This is a genomic window from Geminocystis sp. GBBB08 (genome assembly GCF_016743215.1).
Taxonomy (GTDB): domain Bacteria; phylum Cyanobacteriota; class Cyanobacteriia; order Cyanobacteriales; family Cyanobacteriaceae; genus Geminocystis.
Window position 1 is genome coordinate 20,943 of the sequence record NZ_VRZC01000021.1, and the last position, 15,491, is coordinate 36,433.

General features: G+C 33.3%; 16 protein-coding genes. 8 read left to right on the forward strand and 8 right to left on the reverse strand.

All coding sequences use genetic code 11. The annotated features are described in order from the left end of the window. Positions 1 to 374: 374 nt before the first annotated feature. From FWJ34_RS04610 to FWJ34_RS04625, 4 genes are all read right to left on the reverse strand, one after another. Positions 375 to 590 (reverse strand): hypothetical protein, encoded by a 216-nt coding sequence (locus tag FWJ34_RS04610; RefSeq protein ID WP_396231661.1) that lies wholly within the window; start codon positions 588 to 590, stop codon positions 375 to 377. Positions 591 to 1,147: 557 nt separating this feature from the next. After that, positions 1,148 to 2,068, reverse strand: coding sequence for an SGNH/GDSL hydrolase family protein (locus FWJ34_RS04615; RefSeq protein WP_308254153.1), 921 nt, complete (start codon positions 2,066 to 2,068; stop codon positions 1,148 to 1,150). 314 nt (positions 2,069 to 2,382) lie between these two features. Beyond that, positions 2,383 to 2,769 carry a type II toxin-antitoxin system VapC family toxin gene (locus FWJ34_RS04620; protein ID WP_308254154.1) on the reverse strand — a complete coding sequence of 129 codons (387 nt, stop codon included), beginning with the start codon at positions 2,767 to 2,769 and terminating at the stop codon, positions 2,383 to 2,385. Next, entirely contained in the window at positions 2,766 to 2,984 is a 219-nt protein-coding gene (locus FWJ34_RS04625; RefSeq protein WP_308254155.1) for a DUF2281 domain-containing protein, read from the reverse strand. The genes FWJ34_RS04620 and FWJ34_RS04625 overlap by 4 nt, the downstream gene beginning before the upstream one ends. A gap of 387 nt (positions 2,985 to 3,371) precedes the next feature. On the opposite strand from FWJ34_RS04625, the gene thiO reads away from it, so the two are divergent. Next, positions 3,372 to 5,369 carry a glycine oxidase ThiO gene (thiO, locus tag FWJ34_RS04630; RefSeq protein WP_308254156.1) on the forward strand — a complete coding sequence of 666 codons (1,998 nt, stop codon included), beginning with the start codon at positions 3,372 to 3,374 and terminating at the stop codon, positions 5,367 to 5,369. Between the two features lie 148 nt (positions 5,370 to 5,517). Continuing rightward, complete coding sequence (locus FWJ34_RS04635; protein ID WP_308254157.1) at positions 5,518 to 6,801, forward strand: glutamyl-tRNA reductase; 1,284 nt, start codon at positions 5,518 to 5,520, stop codon at positions 6,799 to 6,801. A gap of 296 nt (positions 6,802 to 7,097) precedes the next feature. Here the strand turns inward: FWJ34_RS04635 and FWJ34_RS04640 are convergent, their stop codons facing one another. The 4 genes from FWJ34_RS04640 to gshA form a co-directional block, all read right to left on the reverse strand. Beyond that, positions 7,098 to 7,844 carry an NrtR DNA-binding winged helix domain-containing protein gene (locus FWJ34_RS04640; protein WP_308254158.1) on the reverse strand — a complete coding sequence of 249 codons (747 nt, stop codon included), beginning with the start codon at positions 7,842 to 7,844 and terminating at the stop codon, positions 7,098 to 7,100. A gap of 49 nt (positions 7,845 to 7,893) precedes the next feature. Beyond that, positions 7,894 to 9,372 carry a nicotinate phosphoribosyltransferase gene (locus FWJ34_RS04645; RefSeq protein WP_308254159.1) on the reverse strand — a complete coding sequence of 493 codons (1,479 nt, stop codon included), beginning with the start codon at positions 9,370 to 9,372 and terminating at the stop codon, positions 7,894 to 7,896. A gap of 87 nt (positions 9,373 to 9,459) precedes the next feature. Beyond that, positions 9,460 to 10,278 carry a ribose-phosphate diphosphokinase gene (gene prs / locus FWJ34_RS04650; protein WP_308254160.1) on the reverse strand — a complete coding sequence of 273 codons (819 nt, stop codon included), beginning with the start codon at positions 10,276 to 10,278 and terminating at the stop codon, positions 9,460 to 9,462. A 204-nt stretch (positions 10,279 to 10,482) separates the two neighbouring features. Beyond that, a complete protein-coding gene (gene gshA / locus FWJ34_RS04655; RefSeq protein ID WP_308254161.1) occupies positions 10,483 to 11,637 on the reverse strand; it encodes a glutamate--cysteine ligase in 1,155 nt (384 codons plus the stop codon). Between the two features lie 180 nt (positions 11,638 to 11,817). On the opposite strand from gshA, the gene hisA reads away from it, so the two are divergent. The 6 genes from hisA to FWJ34_RS04685 all read left to right on the forward strand — a co-directional run bounded on the left by hisA (position 11,818) and on the right by FWJ34_RS04685 (position 15,452). Continuing rightward, a complete protein-coding gene (hisA, locus tag FWJ34_RS04660; RefSeq protein WP_308254162.1) occupies positions 11,818 to 12,588 on the forward strand; it encodes a 1-(5-phosphoribosyl)-5-[(5-phosphoribosylamino)methylideneamino]imidazole-4-carboxamide isomerase in 771 nt (256 codons plus the stop codon). Between the two features lie 125 nt (positions 12,589 to 12,713). Beyond that, positions 12,714 to 12,953 carry a 2Fe-2S iron-sulfur cluster-binding protein gene (locus tag FWJ34_RS04665; RefSeq protein ID WP_308254163.1) on the forward strand — a complete coding sequence of 80 codons (240 nt, stop codon included), beginning with the start codon at positions 12,714 to 12,716 and terminating at the stop codon, positions 12,951 to 12,953. 77 nt (positions 12,954 to 13,030) lie between these two features. Next, entirely contained in the window at positions 13,031 to 13,510 is a 480-nt protein-coding gene (locus tag FWJ34_RS04670; RefSeq protein ID WP_308254164.1) for a tRNA (cytidine(34)-2'-O)-methyltransferase, read from the forward strand. Between the two features lie 47 nt (positions 13,511 to 13,557). Then, positions 13,558 to 13,953: a DNA sulfur modification protein DndE gene (gene dndE, locus FWJ34_RS04675; RefSeq protein ID WP_308254167.1), complete on the forward strand. Its 396-nt coding sequence runs from the start codon at positions 13,558 to 13,560 to the stop codon at positions 13,951 to 13,953. 348 nt (positions 13,954 to 14,301) lie between these two features. Then, positions 14,302 to 14,985: a uracil-DNA glycosylase family protein gene (locus tag FWJ34_RS04680; protein WP_308254165.1), complete on the forward strand. Its 684-nt coding sequence runs from the start codon at positions 14,302 to 14,304 to the stop codon at positions 14,983 to 14,985. Positions 14,986 to 14,987: 2 nt separating this feature from the next. Further along, positions 14,988 to 15,452 carry a hypothetical protein gene (locus FWJ34_RS04685; RefSeq protein WP_308254166.1) on the forward strand — a complete coding sequence of 155 codons (465 nt, stop codon included), beginning with the start codon at positions 14,988 to 14,990 and terminating at the stop codon, positions 15,450 to 15,452. Positions 15,453 to 15,491 lie beyond the last annotated feature (39 nt).

A 15,491-nucleotide genomic window follows, 5' to 3' on the forward strand; every position in this document is an offset into this window, starting at 1 on the left:
AAGGAAACAACAGATAATCTCACTTAAATTTTAATTGAATCTGTTATAATAACCTGTTAAATTATTAGTTAAACTTTTTCAAGTTAAGATATAAAAGGACTTATTGAGATTAGCTTATTTTTTTTAGATTTTCTAACGGTTTCTTATTTCTTTAAAATTATTTATCTGAATCTAATTTTATTAAACCAGATATTATGACCAGATCATGATTTTTGATAAGAAACTTAACTATTCTTTGCAAACATTCAAATAGATAGCATTTTTAGAGGAATTAATTAAATGTTAGGGAAAAATACAACTTTACATACAAAAGTTAATAACCCAGTTACCAAAACACCGATAATTCCAAATACCCCTAAAGTAACAGTATTTAATCAAGTTTCGACACTATCTAATCTTTTATTGATTGTTTCTTTAGTCTCGTTAAGTCTTGAATTTAAGCTATTTTGCCCTTCTTTGATAGTAGCTATTTCAACTTTTACTGCTGTAAACTCTTCAAATACTTTTTCAAATTTACGATCTACTTGCTCAAATTTAGAGTTAATTAAATCCCTTAACTCTTTTAAATCGTTATCTGTTACTGTACTCATGTTAAAATCTTCATAGTTATAGGAATTGTAGGGGTTAAGATTAATGAAGGTTACTATTATCTTTGCTCTAATTTTATTCTAAAATACTGCTTTAAAAGCAACGCCCTCCTCAACGAAATTATGATAATTTTGGAGAATACTCTGTCTTTCCTCCTCTCCAACGTAAAGATAAGTGCCAGTTATATCTTGATTTTGAAAACGATAAATATTTTCTCCTTGATTACTCCCAGCACCATAAACATAAAAAGCAATTCCTTCCTCAATAAAATTAGGATAATTTTGAAGAATACTTTGTCTTTCCTCTTCTCCTACATAAATATAAGTACCAGCTAAATCTTGATTTTGAAATCGATATATAGTAATTAAATCATCATGGGGTTCAATTCCTACTTTAAAGGCTTCTCCTTCTTCTCTAAAATTAGGAAAATTTTGAATAATATTTTGTTTTTCTTCCTCTTTTACATAAAAATAAGTACCAGTTATATCTGTATTTTGAAAGCGAAATATGGGAGTATTTAATTCAGGAAATGAGACGATTTCAGAAGCTAAATATTGATTTAATATTGATGTAGGATGTGTACCATCAAAAAGGCAAATTGTTCAAGAGTAAGATTTTCTTGGAGATTTGTATTCCCAGAAATATAATCTAAATAAGATATATCAATAATAGGAGATGCCATTAAATTATTTTGCCATAGATTTAAACCATTATTAAAAGCATCAAAACCATCAATTACTTTAACATTGGGTATCTCTTGATTTGGATTATCAAATTTAGCAATTAATTCTTCGTTAACTTTAGCAGAAATATTATTAAAAAATGAGCTTATTTGTCCACTAATATCCAGAGGAATATTACCATCTATTTGTTGATCTGTTTTAATCACAAAAGGAGTATTTCCGAGGGGAGATAATCCAATTATAGTAATATTTTCTGTTTGATTTTCAATGCCTTCAATACCTTGGCTAATGTTATTAACAATATTGTTAGCAGTTTGATTAATTAACAGTTCATTATCATCATTTTCTGGAGTTAAAAATATATTAACAAAATTAGGATCAGCAAGAATTTCTAAAACATCATTACTTCCAGCACTAATAAAAACTTCAATCGGATTATGGATAAGATTATCAACAACTAAATTATTTTGAAATGATTGTATTTGAGATTGTAAACCAATAGGAAATGTATCTAAAATATTAGCTTTTGAACCAAATATACCCGTTGTTGCACCAGCGAAGGCATAAACCACATTATTTTCTAAGGGATTCGGAGGGGTAGAAACCATAGAGTTACCAATGAGATAATTAGCATTAATACCTAATCTATCGGCGATGGCTTCTCCTAAAACTTGCCCATTGGATGCTTTACCTTGATTATAGGGAGGTGAGGGAAATGGTTGAATTCCAAAAGGAACTGCCGCAGTGGTAAGATTTCCTATATCGAATAAACTATCCCCAAGAAAAATAACAGTCATAAATTTTTCCCTTCTTTCTAAATTTTATTTAATAATAAATACTATAGCATTCATAGTAATTTTATTAGATAAATTAATATAGGAAATATGATTATTAATAATTAAATAATAAATTTAATAATGGGTAAACTAGAAAAATTAATCGAAAAATTATTAAGAGATCCTCTTGAATTAAGTTATGATGATATTTATTATCTTTTAACTAAATTTGGTTTTCAATAAGTAAGTAGGTAACTAAAATTAATTGTTGATTTTATTTTTCCCAAGCCTTGGTTTAAGAAAGAATACTTTAAACGAACTAGAATAGAATTAGTTTAATTAATAAGAGTTATAGGATAAGGAGAAAAAAAGTAGTCCATAGAAATAATAGGCATATTTTCAGATATAGATTGAGCAATAATAAGTCGATCAAATGGATCTCTATGATATAAAGGTAAAGTAGCATTAATATTAAAATGTTTGACCTCAATATTAAGTAAATTAAGACAACTTTGACTAATTTCTACATCAATAAATTCTTCATAGGAAGTGTCAAATTTTAGCTTTCCTAAGTTATATTTAATAGACATTTCCCAAAGACTAGCAAGACTTAAATAAATTTGATTATTTTTATCTTCTATTAAATCTTTTAAATGATCACTTAATTGAGAATTATCATTCACAAACCAAAGAAAAATATGAGTATCTATTAATAAATTCATATCATGTAATCTTTAAAATCATCAAGAGTTTCGTTAAAATCAGATGACATCCATACTTTACCCCTCGCACTACCACGTTTTAAAGGGCGTTTAATTGGAGAAATTTGTGCTATAGGTTGCTCATCTCGTGTAATAATAACTTCTTCTCCCTTAATAGCTAAATCTATCAATGGAGATAAATGGGGTGGAATTTCTGTTATATCTAGCTTAGTCATGACAAATAATTATATTTAACTAAAAATTATAGTATGATTTTTATTTTAAGACAGATGTTCACAATAAAATTGACCTAAAGTAACATTAAATCTTGATAGCCTTATTAATCAACTATCAGAAACTAATTAGCTTATTATTCTTAACGGTAATAAACATAAAGTAGTGATAATTTCTCAATAACATTAGTTCGTAATTCAATAAACTATCTTTTTATAGAAAAACTCAAAGAAAAATGACTGAAATAATTTAGGTTTAATAGGATTAAATAATGCTAATGGAGATGAAAAATATGAGTATAATTTACCCTAAATCAAAGAGTTTAATTCTTAAATCTAATACGCTGTAAGAGCAATGTTAAGATAAAAGTTAGATATTAATTATTGATTATGAAAACTAGCAACGAAATTATTATTATTGGGGGTGGTATTATTGGCCTTGCCATCGCCCTTGAGTTAAAATTAAAAGGATTAGGGGTAACAGTATTAAGTAAAAACTTCTCTGAAGCTGCTACCAATGCCGCCGCTGGAATGTTAGCACCGAGAGCCGAACAGTTACCCGAAGGTGCTATGTTAGATTTAGCCTTGCAATCTCTTGCATTATATCCCGAATGGGCAGGAAAATTAGAGCAGTTGAGCGGTGAAGATATAGACTATAATCCTTGTGGTATCATCGCCCCAGTTTATCAACAACCTTCAACAATAAATAATAGCTGGTTAGATAAAGACACCATTCAACTATATCAACCCCATCTAGGAAAAGAGGTTATAGGCGGTTATTGGTATCCGGAAGAAGGGCAAGTCGATCCTCGTCGTGTCGCTAAGGTATTATTAACTCTAGCCCAATCATTGGGTATTGATGTCAAAGAAGGTATAGAAGCGATCGCTTTTACTCGTCATCAAGGTAATATTAAAAATATCCTCACAAAATCTGGTATCTTTTCCGCCGATACTTATATCTTAGCAGGTGGTGCATGGTCTAATAAACTATTTCCTCTTCCCGTGCGTCCATTAAAAGGGCAAATGTTAAGTTTAAAGATAGCTAGTGAAAATCCCTTAGAAAGAGTCATATTTGGAGAAAATACCTATTTAGTGCCGAAAAAAGACGGGCGTTTAATCGTGGGTGCGACTTCTGAAGATATAGGTTGGAGAGAAGGCAACACCGCCGAAGGTATCAACACTTTACTAAATCGTGCCATTCGTTTATATCCCTCCCTCGCTACATGGCAATTGAACGAAATTTGGTATGGTTTTCGCCCCGCCACTGCTGATGAAATGCCGATTTTGGGCTATGGTGACAGTGATAACTTGATTTTTGCTACAGGACATCAACGTAATGGTATCCTATTAGCACCCATAACCGCTAAATTAATAAGTAACTTAATAATTGATCAATATACTGATCCTTTATTAAAACATTTTAGTTACCAACGATTCAACAAATCTCAACCCACAATCATGAATTATCCGACATCTAGCCCTCTTCAAAATGGTAATATAAGCAATAATGGTAATGATTTAAGCTCTATAGACGGCAATTCAGGTCATTTTTTACCTAAAAACGAAAATAACAGTCTTATAGCCGTAAATTATGAGAAAGATGATCGGTTAATTATTGCGGGGCGAAAATTCAACTCTCGTTTAATGACAGGCACGGGTAAATATCCTAGTATAGAATCCATGCAAAAAAGTGTTATAGCTAGTGGTTGCGAAATCGTCACCGTTGCTGTGCGCAGAGTACAAACAAACGCTCCGGGTCATGAAGGTTTAGCAGAAGCACTTGATTGGAGTAAAATATGGATGTTGCCCAATACTGCTGGATGCACTAATGCAGAAGAAGCCATCAGAGTTGCTCGTTTAGGTAGAGAAATGGCTAAATTACTAGGGCAGGAAGATAATAATTTTGTTAAATTAGAAGTCATTCCCGATGCTAAATATTTATTACCTGATCCTATTGGTACATTACAAGCCGCAGAACAATTGGTCAAAGAAGGTTTTGCTGTGTTACCCTATGTTAATGCAGATCCGCTCCTTTGTAAAAGATTAGAAGAGGTTGGTTGTGCTACAGTTATGCCATTAGGCTCTCCCATTGGCTCTGGGCAAGGTATTCAAAATTTAGCTAATCTTAAAATTATCATCGAACAAGCAAAAATACCAGTGGTAATCGATGCAGGAATTGGCACTCCCAGTGAAGCGGCTTTAGGCATGGAATTAGGTGCAGATGCCTTACTCATCAATAGTGCGATCGCCTTAGCTCAAAATCCTGTGAAAATGGCTCAATCGATGGGATTAGCTACTATAGCTGGAAGATTAGCCTATCAAGCAGGACGTATTCCTGTAAAAGAATATGCCTCAGCAAGTTCGCCTCTTGTGGGGGTTGTGAAGTAATGAGGTAATAAGTAATAAGTAATAAGTAATAAAGTTTCATTGCAAAAGATTAAGAAAAAATTGCCAAACACCATCACATCAGTAATGATAAGAATTGTTTAAAAAGCATTTTTATTATTATCAGATTATTTATACTTAAGATCAGCAAATGAACATTATTGTAGTAGGTCTTTCCCATAAAACCGCCGCCGTAGAAATAAGAGAAAAATTAAGTATTCCTGAAGCTAAAATCGAAGAATCTATCCATCATCTTCTTAACTATCCTCATGTGGAAGAAGTGGGAATTATGAGTACTTGCAATCGCCTTGAAATATATGCAGTAGTCAAAGAAACAGAGCAAGGAGTAACGGAAATTAGTCAATTTTTAGCAGAAATTGGTCATATTCATTTATCACAATTAAGAAAACATTTATTTATACTTTTACATCAAGATGCCATTCGTCATCTAATGCGTGTTTCGGCAGGATTAGAAAGCCTTGTGTTAGGAGAAGGACAAATTTTAGCCCAAGTCAGAAATACTCATAAGTTAGCAACGAAGTATCAAGGCATGAGCAGATTGCTAGATAGACTATTTAAACAAGCCATTAGTGCGGGGAAAAGAGTACGAACAGAGACAAATATTGGTACAGGAGCGGTATCTATCAGTTCGGCAGCGGTAGAATTAGTCGATACTAAGGTAGATGATTTATCCTGCCAAAAAGTGTCTATTATCGGTGCAGGAAAAATGTCTCGTTTATTGGTGCAACATTTAGCGTCGAAAGGGGTTAGTGATATTGCCATTGTAAACCGTTCCCTTAGTCGATCGCAAGAATTAGCGAAACAATTTCCCCAAGTAAAGTTGCAACTCCATCCCCTTGAAGAGATGATGATGGTAGTCAGTCAGTCAGATATTGTCTTTACAAGTACGGGTGCAACTCAACCGATTTTAGAGAAAAAGAATCTTTCTACCATAGAAGTATCTCAATCTATCATGTTGGTAGATATTTCTGTCCCTCGCAATGTTTCCAGTGATGCTTCAGAATTGAATTTTATTGTGTCTTATAATGTGGATGATTTAAAAGCAGTGGTTGCTCAAAATCAAGCCAGTCGGAGGGAAATGGCAAGGGAAGCGGAGGTATTATTAGAAGAAGAAATCGAAGCCTTTGAGTTATGGTGGCAATCTTTGGAAACTGTGCCAACTATTAGTTGTTTGCGTACTAAAATTGAAGAAATCAGAGAACAAGAATTAGAAAAAGCCTTATCAAGATTAGGCTCAGAATTCGCCGAAAAACACCAAGAAGTAATTGAAGCCTTAACCAGAGGAATTGTCAATAAAATTTTACATGATCCGATGGTACAATTAAGGGCACAACAGGATATTGAGGCAAGACGTAAGGCTTTACAAACTTTACAAACTTTATTTAACCTTGAAATTAGTGAACAATTTGGTTAATTAACAGGAATTACAGGCAAGATGCCTGTTTCACGAGGAATGAGGAATGAAGAATGAGGAATTACAGGCAAGATGCCTATCTCACAACTATTAGACTTCTGTAAGAAGTTGCGACAATGGGCAATGGGCAATGGACAATAGTTATTAAAATTGATAATTTCTCACCTAAAATAGATTTTAACTTTTATTTTGCACTCGTGTCTATTAACTATTAACTATTAACTATTAACTATTAACTATTAACTATTAACTATTAACTATTAACTATTTTACAACTACTAACTATTAACTATTAACTATATAGCACCTTCGATGGTTCTTAAAAAGAAATAAGTATCAATGTCATTTTTTAAACGATATAATTTAGCAGGACGTTTTGAATCTTGACGCATTTCGGTAGTTTCTTCTAAAATATCTGCTTTAGCAATACGACGGCGAAAAGATTTGGTTTCTAAAGTATGATCGAGAATTATCTCATAAACTTTTTGTAAATCTCCTAAAGTAAACTTTTCAGGCATTAAGTAAGCGGGTAAAGAAGTATATAAAACTTTATTGCGTAAACGTTCAATAGCTTGACGCAAAATTTCGCTATGATCAAAGGCTAATGATTCTATTACTTTATTTTTCATAATAGATGACCATTTTATATTGATTGCTCCTTTTCCGGGGGTAAGTTTAATGTTATGATGGGGTAGGAGAGCAAAATAAACGGTAGTAACTGACCATCCTCGAGGATCACGATTTTTATTGCCAATAGTAAAACATTGCTCTAAATAGCTTGTTTTTACGCCTGTTTTCTCCTCTAATTTACGTTTAGCAGTATCTTCTAGGGTTTCATCATTGTCTAAATCAATAAAACCTCCGACTAATGCCCATTGATTTTTAAAAGGGTAGTTTGCTCGTTGCACAAGTAGAACTTGTAATGTTTCATGAAAAACGGTAAAAATTACGATATCAACGGAAGTGCTAGGGCGATCGAATATAGTAGGATCATAGTTATAAAGAAAATCAGCTTCAGAATTATAATAGTTTTCTTTGGTCATTTTCGATGATGAATGGAAGTTAAAAAATTGGGATAGACACCTAAACCGACTAATTTTCTTGGATACGTTGTCGAATCTCTTTGAGGCTATAACATTTAATTAATTTACCATCAAGAAATACTGTTTCTAAAGCACCTTGTTTTTCTTGTTCAGGAGTTTGTTGTTCATATAAAATATAAGTATTATTTTCTTGTTCAATTCTTAGTAAACCTTTAGCGGATTTTTTAGTACCAGTATCAGTTTTAGGATTTTTAAAAATATCTCGCCGTTTACCGTTTACGACACCGCTAGTAGCTTTGACGGCAAATCCAAAGTTATCACGGGTGACGTATTGATAAGTGTAAGAACCAATACCAAAAACCACGTTTCCAGATGCAAAGCCTTTGATTTCTAATTGATGCAAAATCTGATAAGCTCGATCAAGAGTAATAGAGTCACCGTAAATTAAGCCAATATGAGAATCTAACATTTTATAGCCTTGGGGGGTAATTGTACCGCCAAAAATCTCCCATAAACATTGAATTGCTCCTTTATATTCAGGGGTATCTTGAGGATAGCTAGAATCACCACAAATAATTTTAACAGGATCTCCACTATCGGGACGAATGACTAACTTACCATTTCGTGCTATAATTTTTTCCTTAAGAAGAAGAGTATATTGGGTGATAACTTTCCAAAAATCCCAAGTATCAGAAACAATAGACACAATGCCTTGAGGATATAAGTCTTCTATTAATCGGCGAAATGTTTCTAATTCTCCATCTGGCATTCCCATTGCCATGACAGAATGTTCGGTTGCAGGTACAGAAACACCGATTATTTCCTCATCAGCATTGGCATTATAATAGTTTTCGAGAAAGTCGATAGCTAGTACCGTATCAGTACCACAAAAAGAAGTCAGATGAGCTGCACCACTAACAATAGCATCTTGAATACTAGATAAACCTCGAAAAGAAAAATCATGACATTGAAAAGGAATAAAATCTAAAGGTGTGCCTGTTTGAATAGCGTATTTTGTGACTAACTTTTTGTATTGAAAAGCGGTGGTTGCGGAAGTTATGGGTTTCCATAAATAACAAGACATCACCGACTCGATGTAATTGGTTAACCAGAAAAAATCTGGGTGAGTATTGACAACAGTTAATAAGGGGATGCCTATTGGCACGAAACTACCTTCAGGTAAGGCTTTAATTTTTAAAGGTAAATAGCCTAAATCGTGGAGGGCATTGATATGTTGTACAGAAATGGCATTAATTCCAAGGGAAGTATCCATGCGTCTTTTATAGACAGAGAGAACTTTTTGTTTATCTTGTTGAAAGAAATTTTTTTGCCAACAGTCGATTAAGTAATCTTGGAGAAAATATTGTAAACCAAAGAAGACGACACGAATATCATCAGAATCTAAAACTTTTGCTAAACGTCCACTACGGGGGGTAAAATTAGCATAAACTTCCGTTGTGCCTTGGGGATATTGACGACGATGATCAGTTTTGTAAAAATCAATAGCATTAAGAGGATTAATATTCATAGTTGTTTCCTTTCTTTGTACCTTAAAGTGAAATAAATGAGATTAAAAAACCTTTGCGCCTTTGCGCCTTTGCGAGATTTGCAAAAATTAGAGATAAACAAAAGGTAAAATAGTTAAAAAATTACGATCTTGTTCTTGAGGAGATAACATAGTATGATGAGAATAAATATGATTAAAGTAAGGGCGTAATAAATCTAAACCTTTAGAAAAAATGCCATGGGTGATATAAAGACAAATTTTTATAGCACCTTTTTGTTGAAGTAATTTGCTTAACTCAATAAAAGTTTTACCACCATCACAAATATCGTCAACTATCAAAACTTTTCGCCCTTTAACATCATGATGAAAAGTAGTAGAGAGAATTTTTCCTGTTTTGGTATCACGGATTTTAGTAGCACAAAAAACATCAGGTAAACCGAGACGTTTAGCCACTTCCTGAGTCTTTTTTTCTCCTCCAGCATCAGGGGCAATTAAAGCCCAATTATCCTTTAAAAGCTCATCTTTCAAACAACTTTGACTTAAAATATCAGCTTGAGTAATTATGTGAGTGTTATTTAATAAAGCTGGGGTAACATCAGAATGAGGATCAACAATTACAATGCGATCGCATTTTAAATTATTAATCAAATCTGCCATGACTTTAACACTAAGAGCTTCTCCTTGATTACAAACTCGATCTTGTCTAGCGTAAGGAAAATAAGGAATAATTAACTCAAGACTGACAGTAGGTAAAATACGACGAATAGCATCGACAGTAAGCAATAAAGCCATAATATCATTAGCATTGTTTAAAATGGCCGTAATAACTGTTTTAGCTGTAATGATTTCTGGGGATAAACTAACATGACATTCTCCTGCTGGAAAATTAAAGGTTTTTATGGGTGAATTATTAACTAATATGGGCATTTTTTTACCCTCCTTGCTAAATAAATGGCTTTGAGCCACTAAATATATAATGGCACAGAGACAGTAATAATGTCAAGAGATTCATTAATAAATTTATGGATAGGTAGGAAGGCAATGGGCAATGGGTTTAAACCCCTTGTTACCTCTTGTTATTATGAACGAACTTGGGAAAAATAAAATCTACAATTAATTTAGCTTACCTACTTATGCAATTAAAATTGGTTCACAGAGTTTATTTTCTAAATCTTTTTCTTCTTGATAGACAGATTCGATGGCATTTTGGATAATTTCGGTGATAGATAAACCTTGTTGGTGTTGCTGTAACCATGATTGAGCTTGATTTCCCTGTTGAAGAATTTTATAAGCAGGAGTGAGGAAACAAGAAAATCCTTTAGCTTTAGCGATGGGGTATAATTCACTAATTAACTCTTCTAACCAGTCACGGGCAATAATTTTACTACCATCTTGCCAACGATATAACGGTGCATCTAAACTATTTTCGCTGACAGCTTCTTCGTTATATTTAGTAATTCTTAACAATTCTGTCTCTAAATTGCCATGATTGATGGTACTTTGTTGTAAAGGATCAAGGGTAGGATCATTTAAAATTTGGTTAATTCTAGCTTCTAAAATAGCGGTTATCCCTAACAAATGAATGGGGTTTAAAACTAAATCACAAATTCTCAACTCCAGACGGTTTAAACTATAAGGGCGATTATCTCCATTAGGACGCACGGAAGCCCACAAGTGTCTAACATTTTGCATTGTACCTAAAATTAATTGTTGTTTTGTCCATTCAATAAAATGATTATGATTGATAAATAAGGGTACATTTTTAGGAGTTTGAGGAAATAAACCCCAACGAGTAGAGTGATAACCGGTGACTTTGTTATCTAAAAAGGGGGAAGAGGCACTTAAGGCTAATAATAAAGGTGCTTCTAATCTAATTAAACGATAAGCTTGAATCAATTTTTCTGTGTCTTCAATGCCGATATTGATATGAATACTAGCGGTAACGATGTTTGTCTGATAAGTTTGCTCAATATAATCATGATAAGGATTTTGGGGATCTGAGCGAAAAAATTTACTACTGTCACCGGTAGATAAAGTACTGCCGGGAATTATCGTATAATCACCTAAAGATTGAAGATATTGTCGTAAATCTTTACGAGGGCGCAATAATGCACATAATAGGCGATCGTAATTGCACAAAGGAGCGGTAGTGTATTCTACATTACGACTATCAGGCTCTCGAACAAAACCATGTAAATCTCTGACTATTTGACTAGAAAGCCCAATGATTTCACCTTCTTTTGTGCCTGTATAAACCTCTACCTCAAAGCCTTTAGATAATAGCACATTTTTCCCTCAATCATTATTCTATATTTTAATTATCAATGATCAGGAGGTAAAAGGCAACCTGAGTTCTACCGAAAAAATTGCGGAAAACCACAAAAGGAGATGAGGTGGAAATCTATCCTGATTACCTATTACCTAAATGATATAATGAAGATTCTCTCTATTTATGATTAAATTTTTATGGAAGTTATACCTGCCATTGATTTATTAGCAGGGCATTGCGTCAGATTATATCAAGGGGATTATCAACAATCTCAAGTTTTTAATGAAAATCCCTTAGAAGTAGCTTTGCAATGGCAAAATCAAGGGGCGACTCGTTTACATTTAGTGGATTTAGATGGTGCTAAAGAAGGCATAACTGTTAATTTAGCTCTAATTAAAACTATTGTTGAAACTTTAACTATTCCCATCCAAGTAGGCGGTGGATTGCGGGATCGTGTTTCTGTTGAACGTCTTTTGAATTTAGGAGTAGAAAGAGCGATTATAGGTACTATAGCCGTAGAAAATCCTGAATTAGTACAAGAATTATGTGAGGCTTTTCCCCATAAAATAGCTGTAGGTATCGATGCGCGTAACGGTAAGGTGGCAACGAAAGGATGGTTAGAAACTTCTACTATGGAAGCCACTGATTTAGCCCAACAAATTTCTGACAAAGCCGCCGCTATTATTTATACTGATATTAGTCGTGATGGTACTTTAGTCGGCCCTAATTTAGAGGCTTTAAGAGAATTAGCCCAAGTTAGTCGTATTCCTGTTATCGCTTCTGGTGGTATTAGTTCATTAACAGATTTACTCAGTTTATTATCTTTAGAATCTTTAGGGGTTAAGGGGGTTATTGTCGGGAAGGCATTATATACGGGTAAAGTGGACTTGAAAGAGGCGATACAAGCTATCGGTAACGGTAGATTACAAGATATTCCTCTCAATTTTGGTAATTCTGCTATGGTTTGACATCTAGGAAAAAAGATTTTAAATGTTTTTGTCGTAAGGGCTTGAGCCCTCATTATTCTTGTTATTAAAGATGTCTAATATTTTTCTTTTGTGGGCATTGCTCACTTTACGGATATTCCCTAATTATGAGTGTTCAAGTCAAGTTTTTACCCAATAATGTAACTGTTACGGCGGAAGTCGGCGAACCGATTTTAGAGGTGGCAAAACGAGGTGGTGTTTTTATTCCTACTGGTTGTGTCATGGGTTCATGTCATGCTTGTGAAGTTGAACTCGAAGATGGTACGCCAATTTGTGCTTGTATTAGTTCTATTCCTCCTAATACCTCAGAATTTATTCTCAATCTCTATTCTGATCCCGTTTGGTAGTGATTTGTTAATTATTAATTGTTAATTGTGAGAGGGTGACTTTCTCATTCCTAATATCTAATTGCTCATTATTGATTATGCCAAAAATTGTTTTAGTTCATCCTCAAATTCCCCCTAATACTGGTAATATTGCCCGAACTTGTGCTGCAACGGAAACAGAGTTACACCTTGTCGCACCTTTGGGCTTTGAAATTAGCGATCGCTATTTAAAAAGGGCGGGTTTAGATTACTGGCCTCATGTAAAATTAACTTATCATCTTAGTACTGAAGATTTTATGAAAACCGCTAGAGAAAAAGGCGGAAGATTAATCGGCTTAAGTGTTAGGGGTACAAAAAATTATCTCGAATGTGAATTTAAACCTGATGACTGGCTTCTATTTGGTAGTGAAACTGATGGTTTACCCTCAGAAGTTTTACAAAAATGTGATTTAACTTGTTTTATTTCGATGGCTAGTTCTCATGTACGCAGTTTAAATTTATCCGTCAGTGTCTCCGTAGTTTTATTTGAATCTTTACGCCAATTATCTATTACACTTCTTTCCGAAGTTAAAAATTAGAAATTACAGCCAAGATGGCTATTCCACCATTATTAATTACTGAAAAGATGCGATCGCCCATAGAAAAAATCAAACTATCGAAAAAAGCAAAGGATCAACTAATCAAGCTCAAAAAAAATACAAAAATAGAACAATGGAATGTGTTATGTCGCTGGGCATTTTGTCGTTCTTTAGCGGAAATTCATCCTCCTACACCTTATCCAATTCCAGCGGATAGTAACGTGGAAATGACTTGGCAAGTTTTCGGCGGGGATATGGCGGATATTTTGCTGTTAGCTTTAAAATATAGATGTCATCATGACGGATTAAAAACCAATTCAGAAACCTTAAACAGTCAATTTAGATTACATCTTCATCGTGGTATTGGTTATCTAGCAGGAGATTTTGATGTACAAAAGATCGAAAATTTATTTTACTTATGGTCCATAAACAATCCAAAATAAAAAACCTCTGGGAGTCTTGCCATGTTTCGACCCCAAAGGTTTCTTTATTTAATTCCCTCACACCATAAGCGGATGTTTAATCCCCTATGTTTGTTAGTATAGCTCTTTTTTTTTTAACTGTCAACTTTTTTGGAAAGAAATTTAAAATCAGGATATTAGTCAATGGAGAATGGAGAATTAGGAAACTTACCCATTGCAAGAGTGCCCCTTGCCCATTACCCCTTGCCTTCAAATTTTTGATGTTGACTTTGCTCGGAATCATTTAGGATTGCTATATCTACTGAAGAACCAATAAAATAAACAATAAGTACAATAATTAATAACGTTTATCTTGTTTAAATATTTTAAATGGCTACTACTATAGAAAACTTAATCAATCGCATCCAAAAAGAAGCCCAAGCAGCAGAATTTCCTTTAGATATTCCTGTTTATGAATCTGCAAAAAAAGAACCCACTAAACCTATTTTATATTTTGGTAATTTAAAGAGCAATATTTGTTTTTTAGGGCGGGATTTAGGTAGAGAGGAAGTTATAGCAGGAGAGCCTTTAATTGGTGCTTCGGGAACATTAGTTCGACAGGGTTTTTATCGGGCAATATATAAAAAAGAGACGGAAGATAAAGCTAAATTACAGTTAATAAAAGAGCGTTTAATTTTAACTAATACTGTACCTTATAAACCGCCAGAAAATAAAGCCTATGGTGTAAAAGTCAAAAAAAGATTTCGTCCTTTTATTGAGGAATTTTTAGTGATTCATTGGCAAGGTAATCAAATTATTACTTTAGGTACTGAAGCGTTTAGATGGTTTGAATTTTACTCTACCAAAGAAGAGTTTAACACTTTTTGGGAACAAGGTGATCGCCGTTATCAACAAAGTTTAAACATCACCATGACGGCAGTAGATGAAGAGGATAAAACCCATGAAAAAAAAGTCAGTATATTTCCCTTACCTCATCCTTCACCTTTAAACCAAAAATACTATAATAGATTTACAGCAATGTTGCAGTATACATTATCACAAATAGAGTTTTAAAAATGCCAAATAAATGGTTAAAATTATTTATTTATTTATCTCTAACGATAATTAGTTATTTACTATTATTAAATGGTTGTCAAATTTCTCCGAAAAAACTGCCTCCTTTACCGCAGGATTCTGCCATTCAAATTTATTTTAATCATAATCAAGCGAAGGGAAAAGAATATTTAGATCCTTATCGAAATATTCAACGTACTGGGGATAATTTAGAAGAGGTTATTATTGAGCAAATCAACAAGGCAACATCGACTTTAGATATAGCGGTACAAGAGATAAATTTAGCGAAGTTAGCAATGGCAATTGTCGCTAAAAAACAAGAAGGAATCAAAGTAAGAATAGTAATAGAAAATACTTATAATTTACCTTTAAATAAACTTAATAAAAAACATGGTTTAGCTATTTTAAAACAAGCTAATATTCTTCAAATAAATCATTGGAAAATTGTTAGTAAAGGCAAGGATTAATTTAACCATAAATTTATAATTTATAATGGGCAAAAAGGG

Excerpts from the sequence above, each read along its gene's own strand:
- hisA (WP_308254162.1), top strand. The coding sequence starts at position 11,818 with ATGGAAGTTATACCTGCCATTGATTTATTAGCAGGGCATTGCGTCAGA.
- thiO (WP_308254156.1), top strand. The coding sequence starts at position 3,372 with ATGAAAACTAGCAACGAAATTATTATTATTGGGGGTGGTATTATTGGC.
- FWJ34_RS04635 (WP_308254157.1), top strand. The coding sequence starts at position 5,518 with ATGAACATTATTGTAGTAGGTCTTTCCCATAAAACCGCCGCCGTAGAA.
- FWJ34_RS04615 (WP_308254153.1), bottom strand. The coding sequence starts at position 2,068 with ATGACTGTTATTTTTCTTGGGGATAGTTTATTCGATATAGGAAATCTT.
- FWJ34_RS04670 (WP_308254164.1), top strand. The coding sequence starts at position 13,031 with ATGCCAAAAATTGTTTTAGTTCATCCTCAAATTCCCCCTAATACTGGT.
- FWJ34_RS04680 (WP_308254165.1), top strand. The coding sequence starts at position 14,302 with ATGGCTACTACTATAGAAAACTTAATCAATCGCATCCAAAAAGAAGCC.
- FWJ34_RS04640 (WP_308254158.1), bottom strand. The coding sequence starts at position 7,844 with ATGACCAAAGAAAACTATTATAATTCTGAAGCTGATTTTCTTTATAAC.
- FWJ34_RS04685 (WP_308254166.1), top strand. The coding sequence starts at position 14,988 with ATGCCAAATAAATGGTTAAAATTATTTATTTATTTATCTCTAACGATA.
- FWJ34_RS04620 (WP_308254154.1), bottom strand. The coding sequence starts at position 2,769 with ATGAATTTATTAATAGATACTCATATTTTTCTTTGGTTTGTGAATGAT.
- FWJ34_RS04610 (WP_396231661.1), bottom strand. The coding sequence starts at position 590 with ATGAGTACAGTAACAGATAACGATTTAAAAGAGTTAAGGGATTTAATT.
- dndE (WP_308254167.1), top strand. The coding sequence starts at position 13,558 with ATGCGATCGCCCATAGAAAAAATCAAACTATCGAAAAAAGCAAAGGAT.
- FWJ34_RS04645 (WP_308254159.1), bottom strand. The coding sequence starts at position 9,372 with ATGAATATTAATCCTCTTAATGCTATTGATTTTTACAAAACTGATCAT.
- FWJ34_RS04665 (WP_308254163.1), top strand. The coding sequence starts at position 12,714 with ATGAGTGTTCAAGTCAAGTTTTTACCCAATAATGTAACTGTTACGGCG.
- prs (WP_308254160.1), bottom strand. The coding sequence starts at position 10,278 with ATGCCCATATTAGTTAATAATTCACCCATAAAAACCTTTAATTTTCCA.
- FWJ34_RS04625 (WP_308254155.1), bottom strand. The coding sequence starts at position 2,984 with ATGACTAAGCTAGATATAACAGAAATTCCACCCCATTTATCTCCATTG.